Source organism: Streptomyces sp. NPDC090442 (genome assembly GCF_044769405.1).
GTDB lineage: Bacteria > Actinomycetota > Actinomycetes > Streptomycetales > Streptomycetaceae > Streptomyces.
Map to the genome: position 1 here is coordinate 20,526 of NZ_JBIVXW010000044.1, position 18,833 is coordinate 39,358.

Sequence of the window (18,833 nt, forward strand, 5' to 3'; positions counted from 1 at the left end):
GCGGCCAACCGCACCAAGGACGAAGCCGAAGGCGCGGTCCGTGAAGCGGCCATGGCCAGGCTTCAGTCCACCATCGCCGTCCAGGCGTCCGGGGCTGCCCGAACCACCGCGGCCGGCATCGCCGACCCGGCCAACACTGCCATCGAGCTGACGGCACCGTTCTCCGGCAAGGACGTCGACGCCGACTTCGCCGCCGAAGTCGCCAAGGCTGCCCAGGAGACCGGCGAGGACCAGGTCAAGGCTGCCGAGGCCAAGGCCGCTGAAGCGGTCAAGGCCGCCGAGGCCGCCGAAGCGGCCGCCAAGCGGGCAGGCGCCCAGGTTGCCCCGGCCTTCAAGGCCGCCGCCGACGCAGCCCGTTCCTCGGCCAACGCCGCACGTTCCGCGGCCGCCGCCATGAAGTCCGCCGCCGAAGCAGCCGCCGACGGCGCCAAGGCCAGGGCCGCCGCAGCATCCGCCAACAAGGCCGAAGCCCAGGCCAAGGGCGACGCCGACCTTGCCCGCCAGGCCGCCAACCAGGCCGCCAAGGACGCGGCAGCCGCACGCAAGGCAGCCAACGAAGCCGAGGCCGAAGCCGCACGAGCCCGCAAGGCCGCCGCCGAAGCAGACCAACACGCCGCCGCAGCCAACAGCGCCGCCAACCAGGCCGAACACGAAGCCAGCGTCGCCCAGGGCGCGGCAGCCCAGGCGGAAAAGGACGCCGACGCCGCAGACAAACTCGCCAGCTCCGCCGAAAACCACGCCAAGTCCGCGGAAGAAGCCGCCAAGAACGCCAACAAGTACGCCAAGGAAGCGGACGAGGCGGCAAACAAGGCCGAGGAATACGAGCGGGAACAGGAGCGCAAGCGGCGGGCGGAGGCCGTCAAGCAGGATGGCAAGGGCGGCGGCCCTTCCCTGAACGATCTGGACAAGTGGGCCCTCAAAAAGGCGGGAATGACGCCTGAGGAGTACGAGAAGGCCCGACAACAGTCAGATAAGTCGATCAAGGACTTCCTGCTCGAAAACGGTGGCCAGATTATCGTCGATCTCCTCTTTGGTGACATCAAGCAGTGCTTCACCGAGGGGAACATCGAAAGCTGCTTCTGGACAGTGGTCGGCGCCCTCCCCTGGGGCAAGGCCCTTCAAGTCATCAAGGAAATACCGAAAATCTCCAAGGCGATCTCCCGCATCGTCGGGGGCATCGATAAGTTCCTTGAAGAGTCTGCCACGGCCAAGAAGCTGATCAACAAGAGTCAGGAGACCCTTAAAAAGTTCCGGAAGTCTCCTTCGTGCCCCGTTAACTTGGCTCAGGCAGCCGAGTACAACAGCTTCACGCCAGACACTCTGGTGGTGATGAAAGATGGCACCCGCCGGGCGATCAAGGACATTCGGACTGGACAGAAGGTCCTGGCCACCGACCCTCGTACCGGCGTGACCCATGCGCGTGTGGTCACCAAGGTGATCACAGGCGAGGGGCAGAAGAACCTGATCGAGGTTACCGTCGACATCGACGGTAAAGTCGGAAGTGTCACCGCCACCGCTGGACATCCGTTCTGGGTGAATAACCAGCAACGATGGCTGAACGCCGCGGGACTCAAGGTGGGTGACAGACTCCGCACCCCCGACGGCGACTTGCGCGAAGTCGTTGGCACTCGTACCTGGACCGAGGCCCGCAAGGTCTACAACCTCACCGTCGAAGGCATCCACACCTACTATGTTGCGGCGGGCGATGCTCCAATCCTCGTCCACAACGTCGGAGGTATGGAAGGCTGCGGTGACGCTGCCTACAACGGTACGCTCCATATCCGTGACGAGGCCGAAGCGGAACTGAAGAAGACTGGCAAGACTGGCAGCCATCATTTCGACATGACGGACGACCAGCTGGCAGATTATCTCGACGGCTTTGCTGGCCGGGGCGACGGAGCTCCAATGAAGAACGGCGGCAAGGGTTGGTACGACCGAGAGCGCGGCGTCGTCGTCATTCAGAGGAATGAATACTCGATGACAGCGTACAAGGATACGTTCGAAGCGTTCAAAAACCGCCTGGCGAAAAGTTAGGATGCCAAATGCATGTCAATGAAAGTACTGGACAGGTCGTGATTACGGTCGATCGCGAAGAGCTCATGCGGGTGGCCTGTGTTATGGCTGAGTCTCTGAGCATGCTCTCGCGGCCCGAATTTTACATCCGGACGGGATGCGCAAAGCCTAACGTAGAAGAACTGGTGCAGTGTATGCAGGACGTTGCCGATGGCACGTCAACCGGGTTTGATCTGGATGTTCTCGCCGGCGTTGAGGTGGTAGAGAATCCGCCTCGCCCGAGGCGCTAGCCACTGTATCCTGGTATAAGGTCCGGAGCCTCATGAGGCAGCTTCGCCACTAGGCGCACAGGCCGCAGAGCGGAAATCCCCGGAGACCCTTAAGGCTCTCCGGGGATTTCAATCTTAAAGTTTAGCTAGTGCTACGGCCGGAGTTCTTGCGACGGGGTTCAGGGTGGGCTGCATTGGCCTCGAATTGCTTCCGTCGCCTCTGGTACGCCTTCCCTACGACGAGACTCTCTAGGCGTAGAGAGCAGCCCTCACGCCTGAATGCGTGTGACGGCGCTTCGAGGGAAGAGGGCCTGCGGGCCGTGTCCCAGGGCAAGGACACGCTGCTCCGCACTGTAGTTCCGCTCTCGGCAGGAGCCAAAGCGTGCCGCGTAGTCGCCAGCCGCCCGTTGCCACCACGCGCAAGGCAAGACGCCTCGTACGACCAACGACGGATCTACGGCATATGAGGATTGTGTAAACTTTCGTGGATTTGGCATGGAGTAGATGGAAGTGCGATGGGTATAGCGAGCGGCAGCGCAACCGCGGTTCCGACGAACGGGAGACCGTCCACGGAGCCCGGAGCTGCGACTGCGGGGGGGACGTCCGCGACGTCGGATCGTCGTAGTGGACGGGCTGCGGCTCCTGGCAGCGCTGGCCGTGGTCCTGTATCACTTCGTCGCGCGGGAAGGCGCGTGGTCGTCGGACGCCAAGGCGCTGTTCCCCGATTCCTTCTCCCTGGCCGCCTACGGGTGGCTCGGGGTTCAGCTCTTCTTCCTGATCAGCGGGTTCGTCATCTGTATGAGCTGCTGGGGGAGGTCACTTGGCGACTTCTTCACCTCGCGGGTGGTGCGGCTGTTCCCCGCGTACTGGTTCGCCGTGCTGGCAACGGCTGCGGGCCTCATCGTCTTCCGCGGTGACGGAGACCGGCTGTCGTGGCGGACGGTGCTCACCAACCTCACCATGCTCCACGAGCCGCTCGGCGTGGAGCACGTCGACGGGGTCTACTGGACACTCTTCGCCGAGATGCGCTTCTACCTGCTCTTCGCCGCGCTCGCCTGGTGGGCGCTGGCCTACCGGCGCGTGCTGGCGTTTGCTGGGTGTGGGTGGTGGCCAGCGCGGTCTTCGCCAACTACGGCGACAGCCCGGTACGCCTGCTGGTGATGCCCGACTACAGCTGGTACTTCATCGCGGGCATCGCCTTCTACCTCATGCACCGCTTCGGCCCCAACCAGGTGCTCACGGGCCTGGTACTGGTGTGTTTCGGTGCCTGCCTGCCCTTCGTCCACTCCTCGTGGACGCGCATTCCGCGCTACATAGGCCACGGCGTTCCGTTCTGGCCGATCGTGGTCATCCTCGCACGTGTGCTTCGCGGTGATGGCGCTCATCGCCACCGGCAAACTGTCGTGGATCCAGTGGCGCTGGCTGCCGTACGCGGGTGCGCTGGCCTACCCGCTGTACCTGCTTCACCAGGACATCGGCCGGAAGCTGATCGGATTTCTGGAGCCGCATCTGTCGCCGTACGCCGTGCTGGCCGGGGCCGTCGCAACGATGCTGGTGGCTGCCTGGCTGGTGCATCGCTACGTGGAACGGCCCGCCGCCCGATTGCTCAAACAAGGGATGGCGCGGGCAGCAGCCCAGGTGCGCGCGGCAACGCCCTAAGCGGAGCCGACTTCCGCCGACGCCTTCCCACCCCTGCGGACTGACGCCGTCCGCGCCCGTTGAGGCACCCTCCAACTTCCCATACCCGTGCGCGGCTTGCCGCGTTGCATGCTCCTGCGAAAGGCCCACTGACCATGCGCCTGTTCCGACGCTCCGCCACGCCCCAGTCGGCTGCACGCAACGGCCGCCCCGGCGATCCCGGAACGCCGGCGCCCCATGTGCAGATCTGCGCGCACACTGACGACGATCTGTACTTCATGACGCCGGACCTGCTGCACACGGTCCGTGCGGGCATCCCGGTCGTCAGCGTCTACCTGACGACCGGCGAGGCCGATGGCATCAACCTGGCCATGGACGACCCGGCGCGCAAGCACGCCAAGCCCGACTACCCCGGTTACACCGCGGCCCGCCAGCACGGCATCCGCGCCGCCTACGCCGACATGACCACCGGCAACCGCCACGCCCCCTGGACCTGCGAAACGCTGAGCATCCACGAAGGTGTGACCGCCGAGATCAACACCCTCGACGACGGCCGCATCACCCTGATCTTCCTCAACCTGCGTACCTGTGTGGCCCTGCCGGACGACAAGGTCCTCCACCTGTGGGCCCAGCAGATCGAGAAGTTGGGCACCCTCCGCCCCACCGGCAGTCCCATCCCGGAGAAGCACGACGGCCGGCCGCTCACTCGCGACGGCGTCATCCACACCCTCACAGACATTCTGCGCGCCTACCAGCCGTCCGTCGTGCGCATCATGAACCCCGACCCGGCCCGCACCGCTTACAACGCGACCACCGACACCGTCACCTACTGCGACAACTCCGACCACACCGCCGCCGCGCTCTTCGCCATGGCCGCCCTGCGCCAATACGAACGCGAAACCCCGGATCACCGACCGGCGGTGGAGAGTTACGCCGGCTACTGCAACAAGCTCCAGCCCGACAACCTCAGCGCCACCGCCGCAGCGGAGAAGTTCCGCTACCTAGCTATCTACGGCGGCGAGGACGGCCACGACTGCCTCAAGAACCCAGGCGAGTGCGGCGACCGCCCCCTGGGCAACCGCGCCTTCAACCGCTACTACGGGCAGAGCACCACCCACCGTTGGCGCCCCAGCACCAACTGGCTCCACCTGCGCGGCGACGGCCGCCTGACGGCCTTCGCCGTCCTGGGCGGCCGCCCCCAGCAGTGGACCCAGGACACCCCAGACAGCACCACCTGGACCGGCCCCCACCCCCTGGGCACCTGGCCGGACGACGAAACACGCTGCCTGGCTCGCCTGGACACCGTCCGCGACGGAAACGGCCGTCTCCACCTGTTCGCCCTGCGCGCCCAGATCGCCACCGCTCCCGAGGGCCACCGCCGCGAGACCATGCACCTGCGACAGGGCAGTCCAGACGGCGAATTCGGCACCTGGAACAACCTGGGCAGCCCCCACGACCAGCACAACCCCGACCGTCGTCGCGCCGTCGGCATGCCCGTGGCTACCGTTACCGCCTCCGGCCAACCCATGCTCCTGCTAAGGAACTTCGGCACCGGGCTCAGCGTCCGCAATGCCTCCCCCCAAGGCTGGGGCCAATGGCGCGACCTACACGGCGGCATCCTGGACGGTGCCACCGCCCTCACCTGCGCCGGGGCACCACCGAGATCTACGCCACCACCCCAACCGGCATGCTGCGCTGGTACCAAGCCAAGCCCGGCGGCCCCCTCCTGCGCGACTACGCCACCTTGCTGCCCCGCCCCGCCGGCCCCGTCACCCTCCTCGAACAGACCGACGGCCGTCTCCTGATGCTCTCCCACCCCTGGAACCCCCCAGCCCGAACTCCTCGACCCCACCCCCGGATTCGACCCCCCACCGCCACCGTCCACCCCGACGGTCACCACGTCGCCCTCCTCCAACGCCGTGACGACGGCACCCTCACCCTCGCCCAACAGCTCCTCGACGGCAGCCCGTTCCAGCCGACCTGGACCCCCATCCCCACCGACCCCTTCCTCCACAACCCCCGCCGCCGGATACACTCCCAACGGCCGCCTAACCATCGCTCTTATCGGCCCCGACGCCCGACTCCACACCCGTACCGTCGACCCCACTGCCCCTCAACCCGACGACTGAAACGCCCGCTGAGAGGTCGCTTTAACCTGTGATGCGTCGATCTTTTCGGGTCTGTCCGATCAACGCCCTGTCGCACTTTCGGTGGTGACAGAGAGTGTTGTTATCCAAGGAGGATGCGGTGGCGAAGCATGGTGAAGTTTCGGGCGAGGACGGCTACAGGCAGCTCGCTCTTGAGGTTGAGCAGCGCAGCGGACCGATCCTGTTGGAGTCGAATCCCGATGTCGTGTAGGCACTTGCCGATCTACCTGCCGGTGACAGGGTGCCCTGAATGACTGCCCGTTGACGCACCATCAAGCAAGTGGGTTTACGATCCGGCCTGTTGCTCGTCGCGGTCTGGTGTCGCCGAACTCTGCGCGATTTTTGCCTGGTTGAGGGGGACGGCGGTTCACAGCAGTGGAGTTCACCCGTACCAGGTGACGTTGCAGATGTAGATGCAGCGGTGGCGTGGGACGGCGAGGAAGCTGATGAAGCCGCGGCCGCCCAGAATGTCGAACTCCCGCAGCCCGCCCTCACGGTCCACTGGTCGGCCGACCTTCATCGCATCACCTCCCAGCGCGGCGAGCTCGGTGGCCAGCCGCTCGACCTCGGCAATGACGCCAAGCGGAAGCCCGGCCGCGACATGCTCCTCGCTCGGGTTGTACTCCCAGCTCCAATTGGTCACAAGCCTGCCTCAGCCTCTGCCGCGCGACGAATCTGGCGAATCTCGTCGATCGCCTTGGCCGGGTCCTGCTCACCGGCATCCACGATCCGCTCCAGCTCCCTGAGACGGGCAGCGCGCTCAGGGTGCCGCTCGATCGCGATGAACACGGCCCAGGAATGAACGAAGGCGCGCAGCGGCGCAAGGCTCTGGGTCTGCTGAGCGTTGGTCGTCGCCTCGAAAAGGTGCTGCGTGAGCGCAGGCAGCCTGCTAGGAGCAATCTTGGCGACAGCGGCCCGCAGCGCGTCCGGGTTAAGGTCCGGCACAGGGATCAAGGGCCCGTACGGCCCTCCAGGCTGAGCACTCACAATCACCCTCCGATGCCTCCGATTCGTTCCTCCCACGATACCGACCCACCCGAAGCGGTCACGCTCATACCGACTGCCGGCTTACCCGCGGTCCGCCCCTCCCACAACAACGCCGCCTCTACCTTGCGCCGCTCCCGCATGCTCGTGAATACGCGGCGGAGTCATAAGCCTTTCCACCGTGGACTCGTCGGTGCTCGTAGTGTCAGGGGCAGCCGTGCCGGTGCGGTTGCGGTGCATCTCGCGGGGGTCTGCGTGGCCTTGAGGGCGCGGTCGGCCTCATGCCGCAGAGAGGGGGTGCCGGTGACCTCGGCCCACTGAGCGAAGGCACGGGCCTTGCGCCCGAGCAATGCGGCGAGGAGCGCCAGGTCAGGTTCCGTGAGCTGCTGGTAGGCGCGGAACGCATCCCCGAGCTCGATCAGTTCTCTGTGCAGCGCATCGGGCTGCTGGTTGTCGGGAACGTTCCGCTGCGCGATCCTTCCCCCTCCTCTGCCCCCTCGGGACACCGTGCCAGGCGAGACGGCGCGAGCCCGGGGCACCTCGGTGGGCTCGCCGATCAGCGCGGAGACCTCCGCGACGGGGAAACGATCGGAGAACACCGCGGCCGCAGCGTCGTGTGCTGGCGCTCGTCGTGCCATCACCGGGGGCACCGTGGGGCGGGGTGGTGGGGCTGTGGCCAGGACGCGGCACCCGGGGGTGGCGGCTGCGCAGCGGGGGCAGGTTTCCGCGATCCGCCACAATCGCCCGGCCCGGCCCGGCCCGCGTACGCGGACAAGGCCACGGTCCGCCGCACCGCACCACTCCCACCGCCGGATGCCACCCGCACTCGGCGGTGCGGCAGCCGTACCAGGCCGCACCGCGCGGTCCGCCATCCTTGCAGAGGCGTCCAGGTGCATGTTGACGTACGCGACCGCGGCCTTGCGCCCCTCAACAGCGCCGACACAGTGCACATCGAGACAGGCCGAGCGGGAACACGTGAGACGCACCGCGCCGGCGGAGGGACGGCCATCGGGAGCCAGCGCACCATCCACACACGCCCCGCGACGCGCTCCTGCTGCGTGCCGACCTCCACCGTCATGTCCGCTCCCAGCGTTACGTGATCCGTCGTCCCAGGCAGCTCTCATGATCGGGGATGCCGACCCGATCGCTGACGACCGCCATGCAGCGACGGGCCTGTTGAGGCTCAGGCATTCCAATCGGCCTTCTGAAGGCCTTCCTTGAGGATCCAGTTGGTCAACTGACGTACGACAGTGAAGGGCCGGGCCGCACGCACCCGTTGGCAGACGCTCATATCGCGGCGAGTCGCGACAAGCTCGCAGGTCAGGCCGGCCAGCGACATCGGGGGAACGGCTGGCGAGGTCCCGAAGGTGAGGGCAATGACGCCCATCAAACGGTGACAGGAATGTGAGGCACGAGTCCCAGCGAGGAGCAAAAAAGCCCCTCCGACCTGGACGCTTGACTTGATCACTGGAATGCGTTCCCATTCTAACGAGATGTACATCCTGTACATTTTTTACAGACGGAAGGGAGCAGTCATGCTGCGGCCGACGGCCCGCTACGTCCTGCCGGAGTTCACCGAGCGCACCAGCTACGGGACCCGGACCCTGGACCCCTACTCCAAGCTGCTCGACGAGCGGATCGTCTTCCTGGGCACGCCCATCGACGACGCCTCCGCCAACGACGTGATGGCACAGTTCGTGCACCTCGAACACGCCGCGCCGGACCGGGACATCTCGCTCTACATCAACTCCCCCGGCGGCTCGTTCACCGCGATGTGCGCGATCTACGACACGATGCGCTTCGTCTCCTGCGACGTGGAGACGATCTGCCTGGGCCAGGCGGCCTCCGCGGCCGCGGTACTGCTGGCCGCCGGCACTCCGGGGAAGCGGCTGGCGCTGCCGCACGCCCGGGTGATGATCCATCAACCCTCGCTCGGCGAGGCGGTCCAGGGCCAGGCCGACGACCTGCAGATCCAGGCCGAGGAGCTGCTGCGCACCCGCGACAAGCTGGAGGAGATGCTGGCCGAGCACACCGGGCAGCCCCGCGAGCGGATCGCCGCGGACACCGAGCGGGACACCTTCTTCGACGCCCCCGCCGCCCTGGAGTACGGGCTCATCGACGCCCTCACCCAAGGCCGCGGGCACGCCGGGCTCACGCCCCTGGGGAGGTGAGACTCCGGTGCTGCCGGAACTGCCGCCGTTGCCGGCCCTCACCCGGGCCGAAGGCCGGTTGGTCGACTGCTACTTGGAGGTCCTGGACCTCCTGGGCCGGATCAACCCGGCCCGCGGCACCACCACTTACCAGGGTCTGCGCGCCGCCCAGGCCCTGGTGAGCAAGTCCATCGAGCTACGGGAGGCGCTGACCGTGATGCACGACCGCGGCGAGAGCGAACTGCACAGCGCGACCCTCGGCCGGGCGCTGCGGGTGCTGGACGGGGAGCGCCGGGCGCGGCGGGTGACCGTGCCACCGCGGGACGAGCCCTGACCCGACCGTCGCGGGGCAGGCCCGCGGGAGTCGTACGGGCCCTCGCGCGGGGCGCGTTACGGGGGTACGGGCCCCGCGCTGTGGAGACACGTACGACTGATGAGTGCACAGACGGCGTAGCGGGCGCGGCTACGGTAAGGGGACGCGGAATTGCGCGAGTTGCCGGAATTTCCCGCACCCCTTGGGTTTCGACGCTGGTCCCGGCCCCGTCGACGCGCCGACAATCGGGCCACTTGGGATAAAACCACCCATTCGCACCAAACGTGACCAATATCACACACCGCAATTTCAGCTCGGAAATCGGGTGGGTGGTGCGTGACGATCCCTTCGACGACAAGCCCCCGCCACAGCGACGGGGCGGTCCGGGCCGGCGGCGACCGTCGCGGTCCGGATCACCGGCTGACGAAGGGTTGCGCATGGCTATGCGCATGCAGAAGTCGCACCTCCTGGTGCGTGCCGGCACCGTCTCCGCACTCACCCTGGTCACCCTGGGCGGTCCCGCGCCGGCCCCGGGAGCGGCCGCGGAGCCCGAATTAGCCTCCGTCTCCACCAAGGCCCTGCGGATCGCCGCCTCCAAGGAGGGAGCCCCGTACCGCTGGGGGGCCCAGGGGCCGGACGCCTTCGACTGCTCGGGGCTGACCCGCTACTCCTACCGGCGCGCCGGACGGGCCCTGCCGCGCACCGCGGCGCAGCAGTACCGGCACACCGAGCACGTCTCGCGCTCCGCCCGCCGGGGCGGCGACCTGGTCTTCTTCCACGCCGGCAGCGGCGTCTACCACGTCGGCATCTACGCCGGCGAGAACCGGATCTGGCACGCGCCCAAGGCCGGCGCGGTGGTCCGGCTGGAACGGATCTGGAGCCGCACCGTCTGGTACGGGCGGGTGCGCTGACCCGGCCAACTGTCCGTGGGGCCAGGTAAGTTGACGGTGTGGTCGGGAAGACGTCGCCGTCGCGCCGCGGTCATCGGGAGGTGGTGGGTGGCCAAGGCACCGTTACCCAGACCGTCTTGCCGCCGGCGGTGGGTTCGACCCAGAGCCGGCCGCCGCGTTCCGCGGCCAGGGAGCGGATGATCACCAGGCCCCGGCCGTTGTCCTGCTGCACCGCGGCGGGCAGCCGCCGCGGTGGGCGCGGTTGACCGTCGGCGACGCCCAGGCACAGCCGTTCGTCGCGGTCCAGGCGGAGTGCGACGGTGAAGTGCGGGGAGCGGCCGCGGGTGTGCTGCACGGCGTTGGTGGCCAGCTCGGAGACCATCAGGACGAGGTCGTCGACGGCCGCCGCGTCGGGCGGTAGGCCCCATTGGACGAGGACGTCCCGGACGTGTCCCCGGGCGGCGGCGACCGAGGCGTCCAGGCTCGGCAGTGTGCGGGTGGATTCCTGGTGGTCTGCCATGACGACGCCGTCCCTTTCCCGCCGAGGCGCGGCCGTGACCCACGGGGAACGCGCTTCCCGGCCGGGGCCCGACGTCCTCGGATGTGTACTGTGCGCCAGACTGCCACCCATGCTGCCGGTGTGGCGGGTGATCACCCAAGATATACAGAGTTCTCTCGGTGTGAGCTCACCTGATGCGGTGAACTCTGGTGCGGCGAACGGTGTTTGGGGTGTATGGGGCGCCAGGGGGCGGCGCGGCCGGTGCGACCGTGCCACCGGTGCCGTCGGGCGGCGTTATCCGGCCACCGGCGCGGTCGCCACGACGGTGTCGGCCGCCGCGGCGACCTGAGCGTCCGTCAGGTCCGCGCGGGCGGTCAGCCGCAGCCGGGAGATCCCGTCGGGCACCGACGGCGGGCGGAAGCAGCCGACCGCGAGCCCGGCCGCCCGGCAGTCCGCGGCCCAACGGACCGCCGCCTCCGGGGAGGGGGCGCGGACGGAGACCACCGCGGCGTCCGGACGGACCGCCGTCAGCCCCGCCGAGGTGAGCCGGGCGTGCAGTTCCCGGGCCACCTGCCGGACCCGCGCCGGGCGATGCGGCTCGCGGCGCAGCAGCTGCAGGGCGGTGAGCGCGCCGCCGACCGCCGCCGGCGCCAGCCCCGTGTCGAAGATGAACGAGCGGGCGGTGTTGACCAGATGCTCGATGACCCGGGCCGGGCCGAGCACCGCACCGCCCTGGGAGCCGAGGGACTTGGAGAGGGTCACCGTCGCCACCACGTCGGCGTCGCCGGCGAGCCCCGCGGCGGCCAGCGCGCCCCGGCCGCCCTCGCCCAACACGCCCAGCCCGTGCGCCTCGTCGACCACCAGCGCGGCGTCCCGGGTCCGGCAGGCGTCGGCGAGCGCGGGCAGCGGCGCGGCGTCGCCGTCCACCGAGAAGACCGAGTCGGTGAGCGCCAGCGCCCGGCCACAGTGGCCCGCCAGCGCGGCGCGGACGGCCTCCGGGGCGGCGTGCGGGACCACCTCGGTGCGGGCCCTGGAGAGCCGGCAGCCGTCGATGAGGGAGGCGTGGTTGCCGGCGTCGGAGACGACCAGGGTGCCGGGGGCGGTGAGCGCGGTGACCGCGGCGAGGTTGGCGGCGTAGCCGGAGGACAGCACCAGGGCCGCCTCGAAACCGCAGAACGCGGCGAGTTCGCGCTCCAGTTGGGCGTGGAGTTCGGTGCTGCCGGTCACCAGCCGGGAGCCGGTCGCGCCGGCGCCCCAGCGGTGGGCGGCCTCGGCCGCGCCCCGGGTCACCTCGGGGTGCCGGGCCAGCCCGAGGTAGTCGTTGCCGGCGAGGTCCAGCACCGCGGAGTCGGCCGGGCGGGGCCGCAGGGTGCGGACCAGGCCGGCGCGGTGGCGTGCGGCGCGCGCGTCGTCGAGCCAGTCGAACGCCGCGCCGGGGGCGGGTCGCGGGACGGCGTCGGGGGACGGCCGGGGGGCCGCGACGGGCGCGTCCGGGGTGTCGTACGGCAGCGTCGGAGCGGGGTCCTGCGGCATCGGCGTCCTTCGTCTGTCGGCCCGGGCACCGCGCCTCGTCCCCGGCCCGGTGCGCGGGCGTCGGGGAACGGCTCCGGCAACGGGCCTGCGGGGCCTCGATTGTGGGCTGTCGATAGACGTTAGTGGTCGTTCCGCCCGGAGACGGTGTGGTGATACACACACCCCGATCGCCGGGCATTGTGGGAATCCTCCTTGGCCGGGGCCCCGCGCGTACGCCAGGATCAGGGCCATGGACCTGCTGAACACACTGGTGGACAAGGGACTGCGGCGCGAGGTGCCGACCCGTGACGAGGCGCTCGCCGTGCTGGCGACGTCCGACGACGAACTGCTCGACGTGGTGGCCGCGGCGGGGAAGGTGCGCCGCGAGTGGTTCGGGCGGCGGGTCAAGCTCAACTACCTCGTCAACCTCAAGTCGGGCCTGTGCCCGGAGGACTGCTCGTACTGCTCCCAACGGCTGGGCTCGAAGGCGGAGATCCTCAAGTACACCTGGCTGAAGCCGGACGACGCGTCCAAGGCCGCCGCGGCCGGGGTGGCCGGCGGCGCCAAGCGGGTGTGCCTGGTGGCCAGTGGCCGGGGGCCGACGGACAAGGACGTGGAGCGGGTCACCGAGACCATCTCCACCATCAAGGAGCAGAACGAGGGCATCGAGGTCTGCGCCTGCCTGGGGCTGCTCGGCGAGGGCCAGGCGGAGCGGCTGCGCGCGGCGGGCGCCGACGCCTACAACCACAACCTCAACACCTCGGAAGCCACCTACGGCGACATCTGCACCACGCACGACTTCTCCGACCGGGTCGACACCGTCCAACAGGCCCAGTCCGCGGGCATGTCCGCCTGCTCCGGACTGATCGCCGGCATGGGTGAGTCCGACGCCGACCTGGTGGACGTGGTCTTCGCCCTGCGCGAGCTGGACCCGGACTCGGTGCCGGTCAACTTCCTGATCCCCTTCGAGGGCACCCCGTTGGCCAAGGAGTGGCACCTCACCCCGCAACGCTGCCTGCGCATCCTGGCGATGGTCCGGTTCGTCTGCCCGGACGTGGAGGTCCGGCTGGCCGGCGGTCGCGAGGTGCATCTGCGCAGCCTCCAGCCGCTCGCCCTGCACCTGGTCAACTCCATCTTCCTGGGCGACTACCTGACCAGCGAGGGGCAGGCCGGCAAGGACGACCTGGCGATGATCGCGGACGCCGGGTTCGAGGTGGAGGGCACCGACACCGCCACGCTGCCGGCGCACCGCAGGGACGCGACGGACGCGGACGCGGAGCCGGCGGCCGCCCCCGAGGCCACCGTCCCGGCCCCCTCCGAGGAGACCCGGCGCGATCTGGTCGCGGTGCGCCGCCGCGGCGCCGGCACCGACCTGCCGCCCAATGCCTGAGTCGCTCGCCCCCGCCGAGTTGTTGGCGCTCGACCGGCAGCACGTCTGGCACCCGTACGGGCCGATGCCCGGCCGGAGCGAGCCGCTGCTGGTCGAGTCGGCCAGCGGCGTCCGGCTGCGCCTGGCCCAACCGGCCGAGGGGCGAACGGAGTTGGTGGACGGGATGTCGTCCTGGTGGTCGGCGGTGCACGGCTACAACCACCCGGTGCTCAACGAGGCGGCCCGCGGCCAGTTGGAGCGGATGAGCCATGTGATGTTCGGCGGGCTCACCCACGAGCCCGCGGTCCGGCTCGCCAAGCGGCTGGTGGACATCACCCCCGAGCCGCTCCGGCACGTCTTCCTCGCCGACTCCGGTTCGGTGTCGGTGGAGGTGGCCGTCAAGATGTGCCTCCAGTACTGGCGTTCGCGGGGCAAGCCGGGCAAGCAGCGGCTGCTGACCTGGCGCGGCGGCTACCACGGCGACACCTGGCACCCGATGTCGGTGTGCGATCCGGACGGCGGGATGCACGAGTTGTGGCAGGGCGTGCTGCCCCGTCAGCTCTTCGCGGACGCGCCGCCGGCCGGCTTCGACGCCCCGCCGGACCCGGCGTACGCCGCGCATCTACGGGAGTTGATCGCCCGTCATGCGGAGGAGTTGGCGGCGGTGATCGTGGAGCCGGTGGTGCAGGGCGCGGGCGGGATGGCGTTCCACTCCCCCGGCTATCTGCGGGTGCTCCGCGAAGCCTGCGACGCCCACGGGGTGTTGCTGATCCTCGACGAGATCGCCACCGGTTTCGGCCGGACCGGCGCCCTCTTCGCGGCCGGGCACGCCGGGGTCGTGCCGGACGTGATGTGCCTGGGCAAGGCGCTGACCGGCGGCTATCTGACGCTGGCGGCGACGCTGTGCACCGCGGAGGTGGCCGAGGGGATCTCCCACGGCGAGCTGCCGGTGCTGGCGCACGGCCCCACCTTCATGGGCAATCCGCTGGCCGCCGCCGTCGCCGACGCCTCGATCGAGCTGCTGCTGTCCCAGGACTGGGCGCGGGAGGTCGAGCGGATCGAGACCGGGCTGCGGAGCGGGCTGGCGGCCGCGGCCGGCACCGCCGGAGTGCGCGACGTCCGGGTGTTGGGCGCGATCGGCGTGGTCCAGCTCGACCACGAGGTGGACGTGGCGGCCGCGACCCGGGCCGCCGTCCAAGAGGGCGTCTGGCTGCGCCCGTTCCGGGACCTGATCTACACCATGCCGCCGTACATCACCGGCGACGCGGACGTGGCGCGGATCTGCGCCGCGGTGTGCGCGGCGGCCCGCGCGGGCTGACGCCGCGGCACGGGGCGGGGCCACCGGCCCCGCCCCTCCCCAAACCCCCACCACCAGCGAAGAGTCGGAAAGGCGCACACCATATGTCGGTGCTGTTCGTGTCCGGTACGGGTACCGAGATCGGCAAGACCGTGACCACCGCCGCGGTCGCCGCGGCGACGCTCCGCCGCGGTCGTTCGGTGGCCGTCCTCAAGGCCGCCCAGACGGGACTAGCGGTGGACGAGCCGGGCGACGCGGCGGAGGTCGGGCGGCTGGCCGGTCCGGTCACCCTCAGCGAACTCGCCCGCTTCCCCGAGCCGTTGGCACCCAACACGGCGGCCCGGCGGGCCGGGCTGCCGGCGGTGCGCCCGCAGGAGATCGCCGAGGCCGCGGCGAAACTGGCCGCCTCGCACGACCTGGTCCTGGTCGAGGGCGCCGGCGGGCTGCTGGTCCGCTTCGACGACGAGGGGAACACCCTGGCCGACGCCGCGCGGATGGCCGGCGCGCCGGTCCTGGTGGTCGTCGAGGCCGGTCTCGGCACCCTCAACGCCACGGCGCTGACCGCGCTGGCGCTGCGCTCGCACGGCCTGGACTCCCCCGGCGTGGTGATCGGCAGCTGGCCGGCCGAGCCCGGGCTCGCGGCCCGCTGCAACCTCGCCGACCTGCCGGAGGCCGCCGGCGCCCCCCTCCTCGGCGCCCTCCCGGCGGGCTCCGGCACCCTCTCGCCGGACGCCTTCCGCGCCGCCGCCCCCGACTGGCTGTCCCCGCAACTCGGCGGCTCGGGCGCCTTCGACCCGACCCGCCTCGGTGCCCAACAGCCCACCGCCGCAGGGTAATTGACTCGCCGCGGCGGCGGGACCGGTCGGATACTGGTCCGATGACGGAGCACGCCCGCCCCGAACAGACCCGCCCCGAGGGCGACGCCGAGTGGTACGACGCCCTCAACCCCTGGGGCCCCGACAACGACTTCTACCTCGGCCTGGCACGGGCCGCGGACGCGGTGCTCGACGTCGGCTGCGGCACCGGCACCCTGTTGCACCGCGCCCGGGAGGCCGGTCACACCGGCCGTCTCTGCGGGCTCGACCCCGATCCGGCGATGCTTCGCAGGGCCCGCCGTCGGGCCGACCTCGACATCGAGTGGATCCTGGCCGACGCGGCGGCGGCCGACGCCCCGGAGGTCGCCGGCTCCGGTCCCGGCGCGGGGTTCGACCTGGTGGTGATGACCGGCCACGCCTTCCAGTGCCTCATCGGCGACGCGGAGCTGCGCGCGGCGCTGGCCGCGATCCACTCGGCGCTGCGCGACGGCGGCCGCTTCGCCTTCGAGACCCGCAATCCGCTGGTCCGACCGTGGGAGCGGTGGACGCCGGACCGGGCGGTCGAGGTGGCCCGGCCCGACGGCCGCCGGGCGCGGGTGGCGCACCAGGTGGAGCTGCCGGTGGTGGGTGACGTCGTCCGGTTCACCGAGACGTTCGACGGACCAGGGTGGGCGGCACCACGGGTCGACCGGGCGGCGTTGCGTTTCCTGGACGCCGCGGCGGTGTCCGGCCGGCTGGCGGAGGCGGGGCTGGCGGTCGAGGCGCAGTACGGGGACTGGGACCGGCGACCGTGCACTCCCGGCGCCCCCGAGATCATCACCCTCGCGCGGCGGCCGGTCGGTTCAGAGCGTCCAGGCGCGTAGCTCGTCGGCGATGGCCTGGACGTCCGTGGTGCCCTCCTTCACCAAGCGGGCCAGATCGCGGACCCGTTCGGGCGAGGTGGTGACCTTCAGGCCGCTGGCGACCAGGAAGCCGTAGGCGACGGCGCTCGCGAACATGGCGTTCGAGCGCTCCAACGCCGGTACGTGCAGCAGCAGTTGGAGCAGCGCGGCGGCGCGGTCCTGGGGCTCGGGGTAGACGGGGACGCCGAATATCTCCACCTCGTGGCGGCCGACCGCGGCCATCAGGGCGCCCCAGTCGGTGACCTGCGGGTCTCCCGGCGTGTGCTGTTCGGCGATCAGGAGGAGCCAGGCGAGATCGATGCGCAGTGTCACGTTGTGCCCGGCTGTCCTTCCCCGTGGAGGGCGTCGGGGTGGTCGGGGGTGGAGCGGAGGCGGCCGGGGCCCGGGTCGGGGCCGAACTCCTCGGCGAAGACCCGCTCGTACTGCTTCATGAAGTCCGCGGCGGCCTCGACGAAGGTCTGGCCGACCTCGCCGGCGTCCCTGAGGACCAGCTCCTCGATGTAACGGTTCACGCTGACTCCCCGCTGGAGGGCGCGCTCCCGCGCCGCTTCGGCGGTGGCTTCGTCCACCCGGACGTTCAACTGGGTTTTCGCCACCCCTCAAAGCTAGCGCGCGTCCGCTAGCACCGGCAAGGGCCGTGGTCAGCGAGGCTCGGGAACACCCGCCGGTGCCCGGGCCATCGGGGCGACCGGCGCGATCCGACCGCCGTGCCGCGGCCGGGCCCCCTATCCGATGTCGCACGATGTGATCCGCCGGGCCGCGCGACCGTCCGGCGACCCCGCGCCCAGGAGGATCGCCGCCGTGCCCGTCCCCGCCCCCGTCCCTCATCTGCGGCGCAGTCTGCGCCGGTTCGACATCGTGGCGATGGGGGTCGCCGCGGTGGTGTCGTTCGACGTGATCGGGCAGATCGCGGCGGGCGGTGGGCAGGCCATCACCTGGATCGCGGTGCTGGCGGTGGCGTTCCTGCTGCCGTACGCCCTGCTGTTCGCCGAGACCGGCGCCGCGTTCCCGCAGGAGGGCGGCCCGTACGTGTGGGTGGACGTGGCGTTCGGACGGCTGCCGGCGGCGCTGACGACGATGTTCTACTGGGTCACCAACCCGTTCTGGCTGGGCGGTTCGCTGGTTTTCCTGGCCGCCCGGGCCTGGCACGGCTTCGTCTTCCCGCTCGGCTCCGGGACCGTCGCCGACTACGCCTTCAAGCTGGTCTTCATCTGGGCCGCCATCCTCACCGCGGTGGTCTCGCTGCGCCGCGGCAAGTGGATCACCACGGCGGGCGCCGCGGCCAAGGTCCTGGCGCTGGCCTTCTTCACCGCCACGGCGGTGGTCTACGGCGTCCAGCACGGCTTCCGGGGGCTGGCCGAGGCCCGCTTCGCGCCCACCGCCGCCGGGTTCCTGGCGCTGGTGCCGGTGCTGCTGTTCGCCTACGTCGGGTTCGAGGCGCCCAACGCGGCCGGCGACGAGATGCACGATCCGCAGGCCGACGTGCCGGTGGCGATCGGGGTCTCCGGCACCATCGCCGCCGGCTGCTACCTGCTGCCGGTGGCGGCGATCCTGTCGGCCGCGCCGCCGGGCCGGGTCACCGGGATCGCCGGCTTCATGGACGCCGCCGAGCTGGTCTTCGGGATCTACGGGAGTTGGCGCGGACCGCTGTTGACCGGCGTCGCGGTGCTGTTCGCGGTGGCGCTGCTGACCCAGGGCAGCGCCTGGATGATCGTCGCCGACCGGATACAGGCGAGGGCGGCGGCCGACGGCGGTTTCTTCACCCGGGCGTTGGGCGCCTTCCACCCGCGGCTGGGCACGCCGGTCCGGATGAACCTGCTCTCCGGCGTCGCCGCCACCGCCTTCATGCTCGCCGCGATGCACCTGGCGCACGGCGACGCCTCCGCCGTCTTCGGCGTGGTGCTGTCGGTGGCGATCACCACGCTGCTGCTGTCCTAACTCGCGGTGATCCCCGCGCTGCTGGCGCTCCGGCTGCGCCACCCCGAGGTGCCCCGCCCCTACGAAGTCCCGTTCGGCACCCCGGGGTTCACCGTCG

At 70.3% G+C, this 18,833-nt stretch carries 20 protein-coding genes; 12 read left to right on the plus strand and 8 right to left on the minus strand.

Annotated features, from left to right (window positions below):
- Positions 1-1,329: 1,329 nt before the first annotated feature.
- The 4 genes from ACIQU6_RS27740 (at position 1,330) to ACIQU6_RS27755 (ending at position 5,725) form a co-directional block, all read left to right on the plus strand.
- Positions 1,330-2,034 (plus strand): polymorphic toxin-type HINT domain-containing protein, encoded by a 705-nt coding sequence (locus ACIQU6_RS27740; protein WP_403484468.1) that lies wholly within the window; start codon positions 1,330-1,332, stop codon positions 2,032-2,034.
- Positions 2,035-2,906: 872 nt separating this feature from the next.
- Positions 2,907-3,443 carry an acyltransferase family protein gene (locus ACIQU6_RS27745; RefSeq protein ID WP_403484401.1) on the plus strand — a complete coding sequence of 179 codons (537 nt, stop codon included), beginning with the start codon at positions 2,907-2,909 and terminating at the stop codon, positions 3,441-3,443.
- 213 nt (positions 3,444-3,656) lie between these two features.
- Positions 3,657-3,941, plus strand: coding sequence for a hypothetical protein (locus ACIQU6_RS27750; protein ID WP_403484402.1), 285 nt, complete (start codon positions 3,657-3,659; stop codon positions 3,939-3,941).
- Between the two features lie 134 nt (positions 3,942-4,075).
- A complete protein-coding gene (locus tag ACIQU6_RS27755) occupies positions 4,076-5,725 on the plus strand; it encodes a PIG-L family deacetylase (RefSeq protein ID WP_403484403.1) in 1,650 nt (549 codons plus the stop codon).
- Positions 5,726-6,449: 724 nt separating this feature from the next.
- On the opposite strand, the gene ACIQU6_RS27760 is transcribed toward ACIQU6_RS27755, so the two are convergent.
- The 4 genes from ACIQU6_RS27760 to ACIQU6_RS27775 form a co-directional block, all read right to left on the minus strand.
- On the minus strand, positions 6,450-6,710 hold the full coding sequence (locus ACIQU6_RS27760) for a hypothetical protein (protein ID WP_403484404.1): 261 nt from the start codon (positions 6,708-6,710) through the stop codon (positions 6,450-6,452).
- On the minus strand, positions 6,707-7,054 hold the full coding sequence (locus ACIQU6_RS27765) for a DUF6247 family protein (protein ID WP_403484405.1): 348 nt from the start codon (positions 7,052-7,054) through the stop codon (positions 6,707-6,709). Before ACIQU6_RS27765 ends, ACIQU6_RS27760 begins: the two co-directional genes overlap by 4 nt.
- Before the next feature lie 161 nt (positions 7,055-7,215).
- Positions 7,216-7,689, minus strand: coding sequence for a hypothetical protein (locus tag ACIQU6_RS27770; protein WP_403484406.1), 474 nt, complete (start codon positions 7,687-7,689; stop codon positions 7,216-7,218).
- Positions 7,690-8,234: 545 nt separating this feature from the next.
- Complete coding sequence (locus ACIQU6_RS27775) at positions 8,235-8,438, minus strand: hypothetical protein (protein ID WP_403484407.1); 204 nt, start codon at positions 8,436-8,438, stop codon at positions 8,235-8,237.
- Positions 8,439-8,586: 148 nt separating this feature from the next.
- On the opposite strand from ACIQU6_RS27775, the gene ACIQU6_RS27780 reads away from it, so the two are divergent.
- The 3 genes from ACIQU6_RS27780 to ACIQU6_RS27790 all read left to right on the plus strand — a co-directional run bounded on the left by ACIQU6_RS27780 (position 8,587) and on the right by ACIQU6_RS27790 (position 10,425).
- Entirely contained in the window at positions 8,587-9,222 is a 636-nt protein-coding gene (locus ACIQU6_RS27780) for an ATP-dependent Clp protease proteolytic subunit (RefSeq protein WP_403484408.1), read from the plus strand.
- A 7-nt stretch (positions 9,223-9,229) separates the two neighbouring features.
- Positions 9,230-9,535, plus strand: coding sequence for a hypothetical protein (locus tag ACIQU6_RS27785; RefSeq protein ID WP_403484409.1), 306 nt, complete (start codon positions 9,230-9,232; stop codon positions 9,533-9,535).
- 416 nt (positions 9,536-9,951) lie between these two features.
- Positions 9,952-10,425, plus strand: a complete 474-nt coding sequence (locus ACIQU6_RS27790; RefSeq protein WP_403484410.1) for a C40 family peptidase — start codon at positions 9,952-9,954, stop codon at positions 10,423-10,425.
- Positions 10,426-10,495: 70 nt separating this feature from the next.
- On the opposite strand, the gene ACIQU6_RS27795 is transcribed toward ACIQU6_RS27790, so the two are convergent.
- Both ACIQU6_RS27795 and ACIQU6_RS27800 read right to left on the minus strand, forming a co-directional pair.
- On the minus strand, positions 10,496-10,924 hold the full coding sequence (locus tag ACIQU6_RS27795) for an ATP-binding protein (protein ID WP_403484411.1): 429 nt from the start codon (positions 10,922-10,924) through the stop codon (positions 10,496-10,498).
- Positions 10,925-11,197: 273 nt separating this feature from the next.
- Entirely contained in the window at positions 11,198-12,436 is a 1,239-nt protein-coding gene (locus tag ACIQU6_RS27800; protein ID WP_403484412.1) for an 8-amino-7-oxononanoate synthase, read from the minus strand.
- Positions 12,437-12,665: 229 nt separating this feature from the next.
- Between ACIQU6_RS27800 and bioB the strand changes: the two genes are divergently transcribed.
- The 4 genes from bioB to ACIQU6_RS27820 all read left to right on the plus strand — a co-directional run bounded on the left by bioB (position 12,666) and on the right by ACIQU6_RS27820 (position 16,759).
- Positions 12,666-13,805: a biotin synthase BioB gene (gene bioB, locus ACIQU6_RS27805; RefSeq protein ID WP_403484413.1), complete on the plus strand. Its 1,140-nt coding sequence runs from the start codon at positions 12,666-12,668 to the stop codon at positions 13,803-13,805.
- On the plus strand, positions 13,798-15,102 hold the full coding sequence (locus ACIQU6_RS27810; RefSeq protein WP_403484414.1) for an adenosylmethionine--8-amino-7-oxononanoate transaminase: 1,305 nt from the start codon (positions 13,798-13,800) through the stop codon (positions 15,100-15,102). The genes bioB and ACIQU6_RS27810 overlap by 8 nt, the downstream gene beginning before the upstream one ends.
- Before the next feature lie 83 nt (positions 15,103-15,185).
- Positions 15,186-15,917, plus strand: coding sequence for a dethiobiotin synthase (gene bioD, locus ACIQU6_RS27815; RefSeq protein WP_403484415.1), 732 nt, complete (start codon positions 15,186-15,188; stop codon positions 15,915-15,917).
- Between the two features lie 41 nt (positions 15,918-15,958).
- Positions 15,959-16,759 (plus strand): class I SAM-dependent methyltransferase, encoded by an 801-nt coding sequence (locus ACIQU6_RS27820; protein WP_403484416.1) that lies wholly within the window; start codon positions 15,959-15,961, stop codon positions 16,757-16,759.
- Here ACIQU6_RS27820 and ACIQU6_RS27825 read toward each other — a convergent pair.
- Together ACIQU6_RS27825 and ACIQU6_RS27830 are read right to left on the minus strand one after the other, a co-directional pair.
- Positions 16,739-17,110: a fic family toxin-antitoxin system, toxin component gene (locus ACIQU6_RS27825; protein WP_403484417.1), complete on the minus strand. Its 372-nt coding sequence runs from the start codon at positions 17,108-17,110 to the stop codon at positions 16,739-16,741. The two genes, ACIQU6_RS27820 and ACIQU6_RS27825, sit on opposite strands and share 21 nt — an antisense overlap.
- Entirely contained in the window at positions 17,107-17,394 is a 288-nt protein-coding gene (locus ACIQU6_RS27830; RefSeq protein ID WP_403484418.1) for a hypothetical protein, read from the minus strand. Before ACIQU6_RS27830 ends, ACIQU6_RS27825 begins: the two co-directional genes overlap by 4 nt.
- A 205-nt stretch (positions 17,395-17,599) precedes the next feature.
- Here ACIQU6_RS27830 and ACIQU6_RS27835 point away from each other — a divergent pair, with 205 nt between their 5' ends.
- On the plus strand, positions 17,600-18,736 hold the full coding sequence (locus ACIQU6_RS27835) for an APC family permease (RefSeq protein ID WP_403484419.1): 1,137 nt from the start codon (positions 17,600-17,602) through the stop codon (positions 18,734-18,736).
- Positions 18,737-18,833: the final 97 nt, after the last annotated feature.

Excerpts from the sequence above, each read along its gene's own strand:
- bioD (WP_403484415.1), top strand. The coding sequence starts at position 15,186 with ATGTCGGTGCTGTTCGTGTCCGGTACGGGTACCGAGATCGGCAAGACC.
- ACIQU6_RS27820 (WP_403484416.1), top strand. The coding sequence starts at position 15,959 with ATGACGGAGCACGCCCGCCCCGAACAGACCCGCCCCGAGGGCGACGCC.
- ACIQU6_RS27770 (WP_403484406.1), bottom strand. The coding sequence starts at position 7,689 with ATGGCACGACGAGCGCCAGCACACGACGCTGCGGCCGCGGTGTTCTCC.
- ACIQU6_RS27790 (WP_403484410.1), top strand. The coding sequence starts at position 9,952 with ATGGCTATGCGCATGCAGAAGTCGCACCTCCTGGTGCGTGCCGGCACC.
- ACIQU6_RS27810 (WP_403484414.1), top strand. The coding sequence starts at position 13,798 with ATGCCTGAGTCGCTCGCCCCCGCCGAGTTGTTGGCGCTCGACCGGCAG.
- ACIQU6_RS27750 (WP_403484402.1), top strand. The coding sequence starts at position 3,657 with ATGGCGCTCATCGCCACCGGCAAACTGTCGTGGATCCAGTGGCGCTGG.
- ACIQU6_RS27795 (WP_403484411.1), bottom strand. The coding sequence starts at position 10,924 with ATGGCAGACCACCAGGAATCCACCCGCACACTGCCGAGCCTGGACGCC.
- bioB (WP_403484413.1), top strand. The coding sequence starts at position 12,666 with ATGGACCTGCTGAACACACTGGTGGACAAGGGACTGCGGCGCGAGGTG.
- ACIQU6_RS27755 (WP_403484403.1), top strand. The coding sequence starts at position 4,076 with ATGCGCCTGTTCCGACGCTCCGCCACGCCCCAGTCGGCTGCACGCAAC.
- ACIQU6_RS27775 (WP_403484407.1), bottom strand. The coding sequence starts at position 8,438 with ATGGGCGTCATTGCCCTCACCTTCGGGACCTCGCCAGCCGTTCCCCCG.
- ACIQU6_RS27780 (WP_403484408.1), top strand. The coding sequence starts at position 8,587 with ATGCTGCGGCCGACGGCCCGCTACGTCCTGCCGGAGTTCACCGAGCGC.
- ACIQU6_RS27740 (WP_403484468.1), top strand. The coding sequence starts at position 1,330 with ATGAAAGATGGCACCCGCCGGGCGATCAAGGACATTCGGACTGGACAG.
- ACIQU6_RS27800 (WP_403484412.1), bottom strand. The coding sequence starts at position 12,436 with ATGCCGCAGGACCCCGCTCCGACGCTGCCGTACGACACCCCGGACGCG.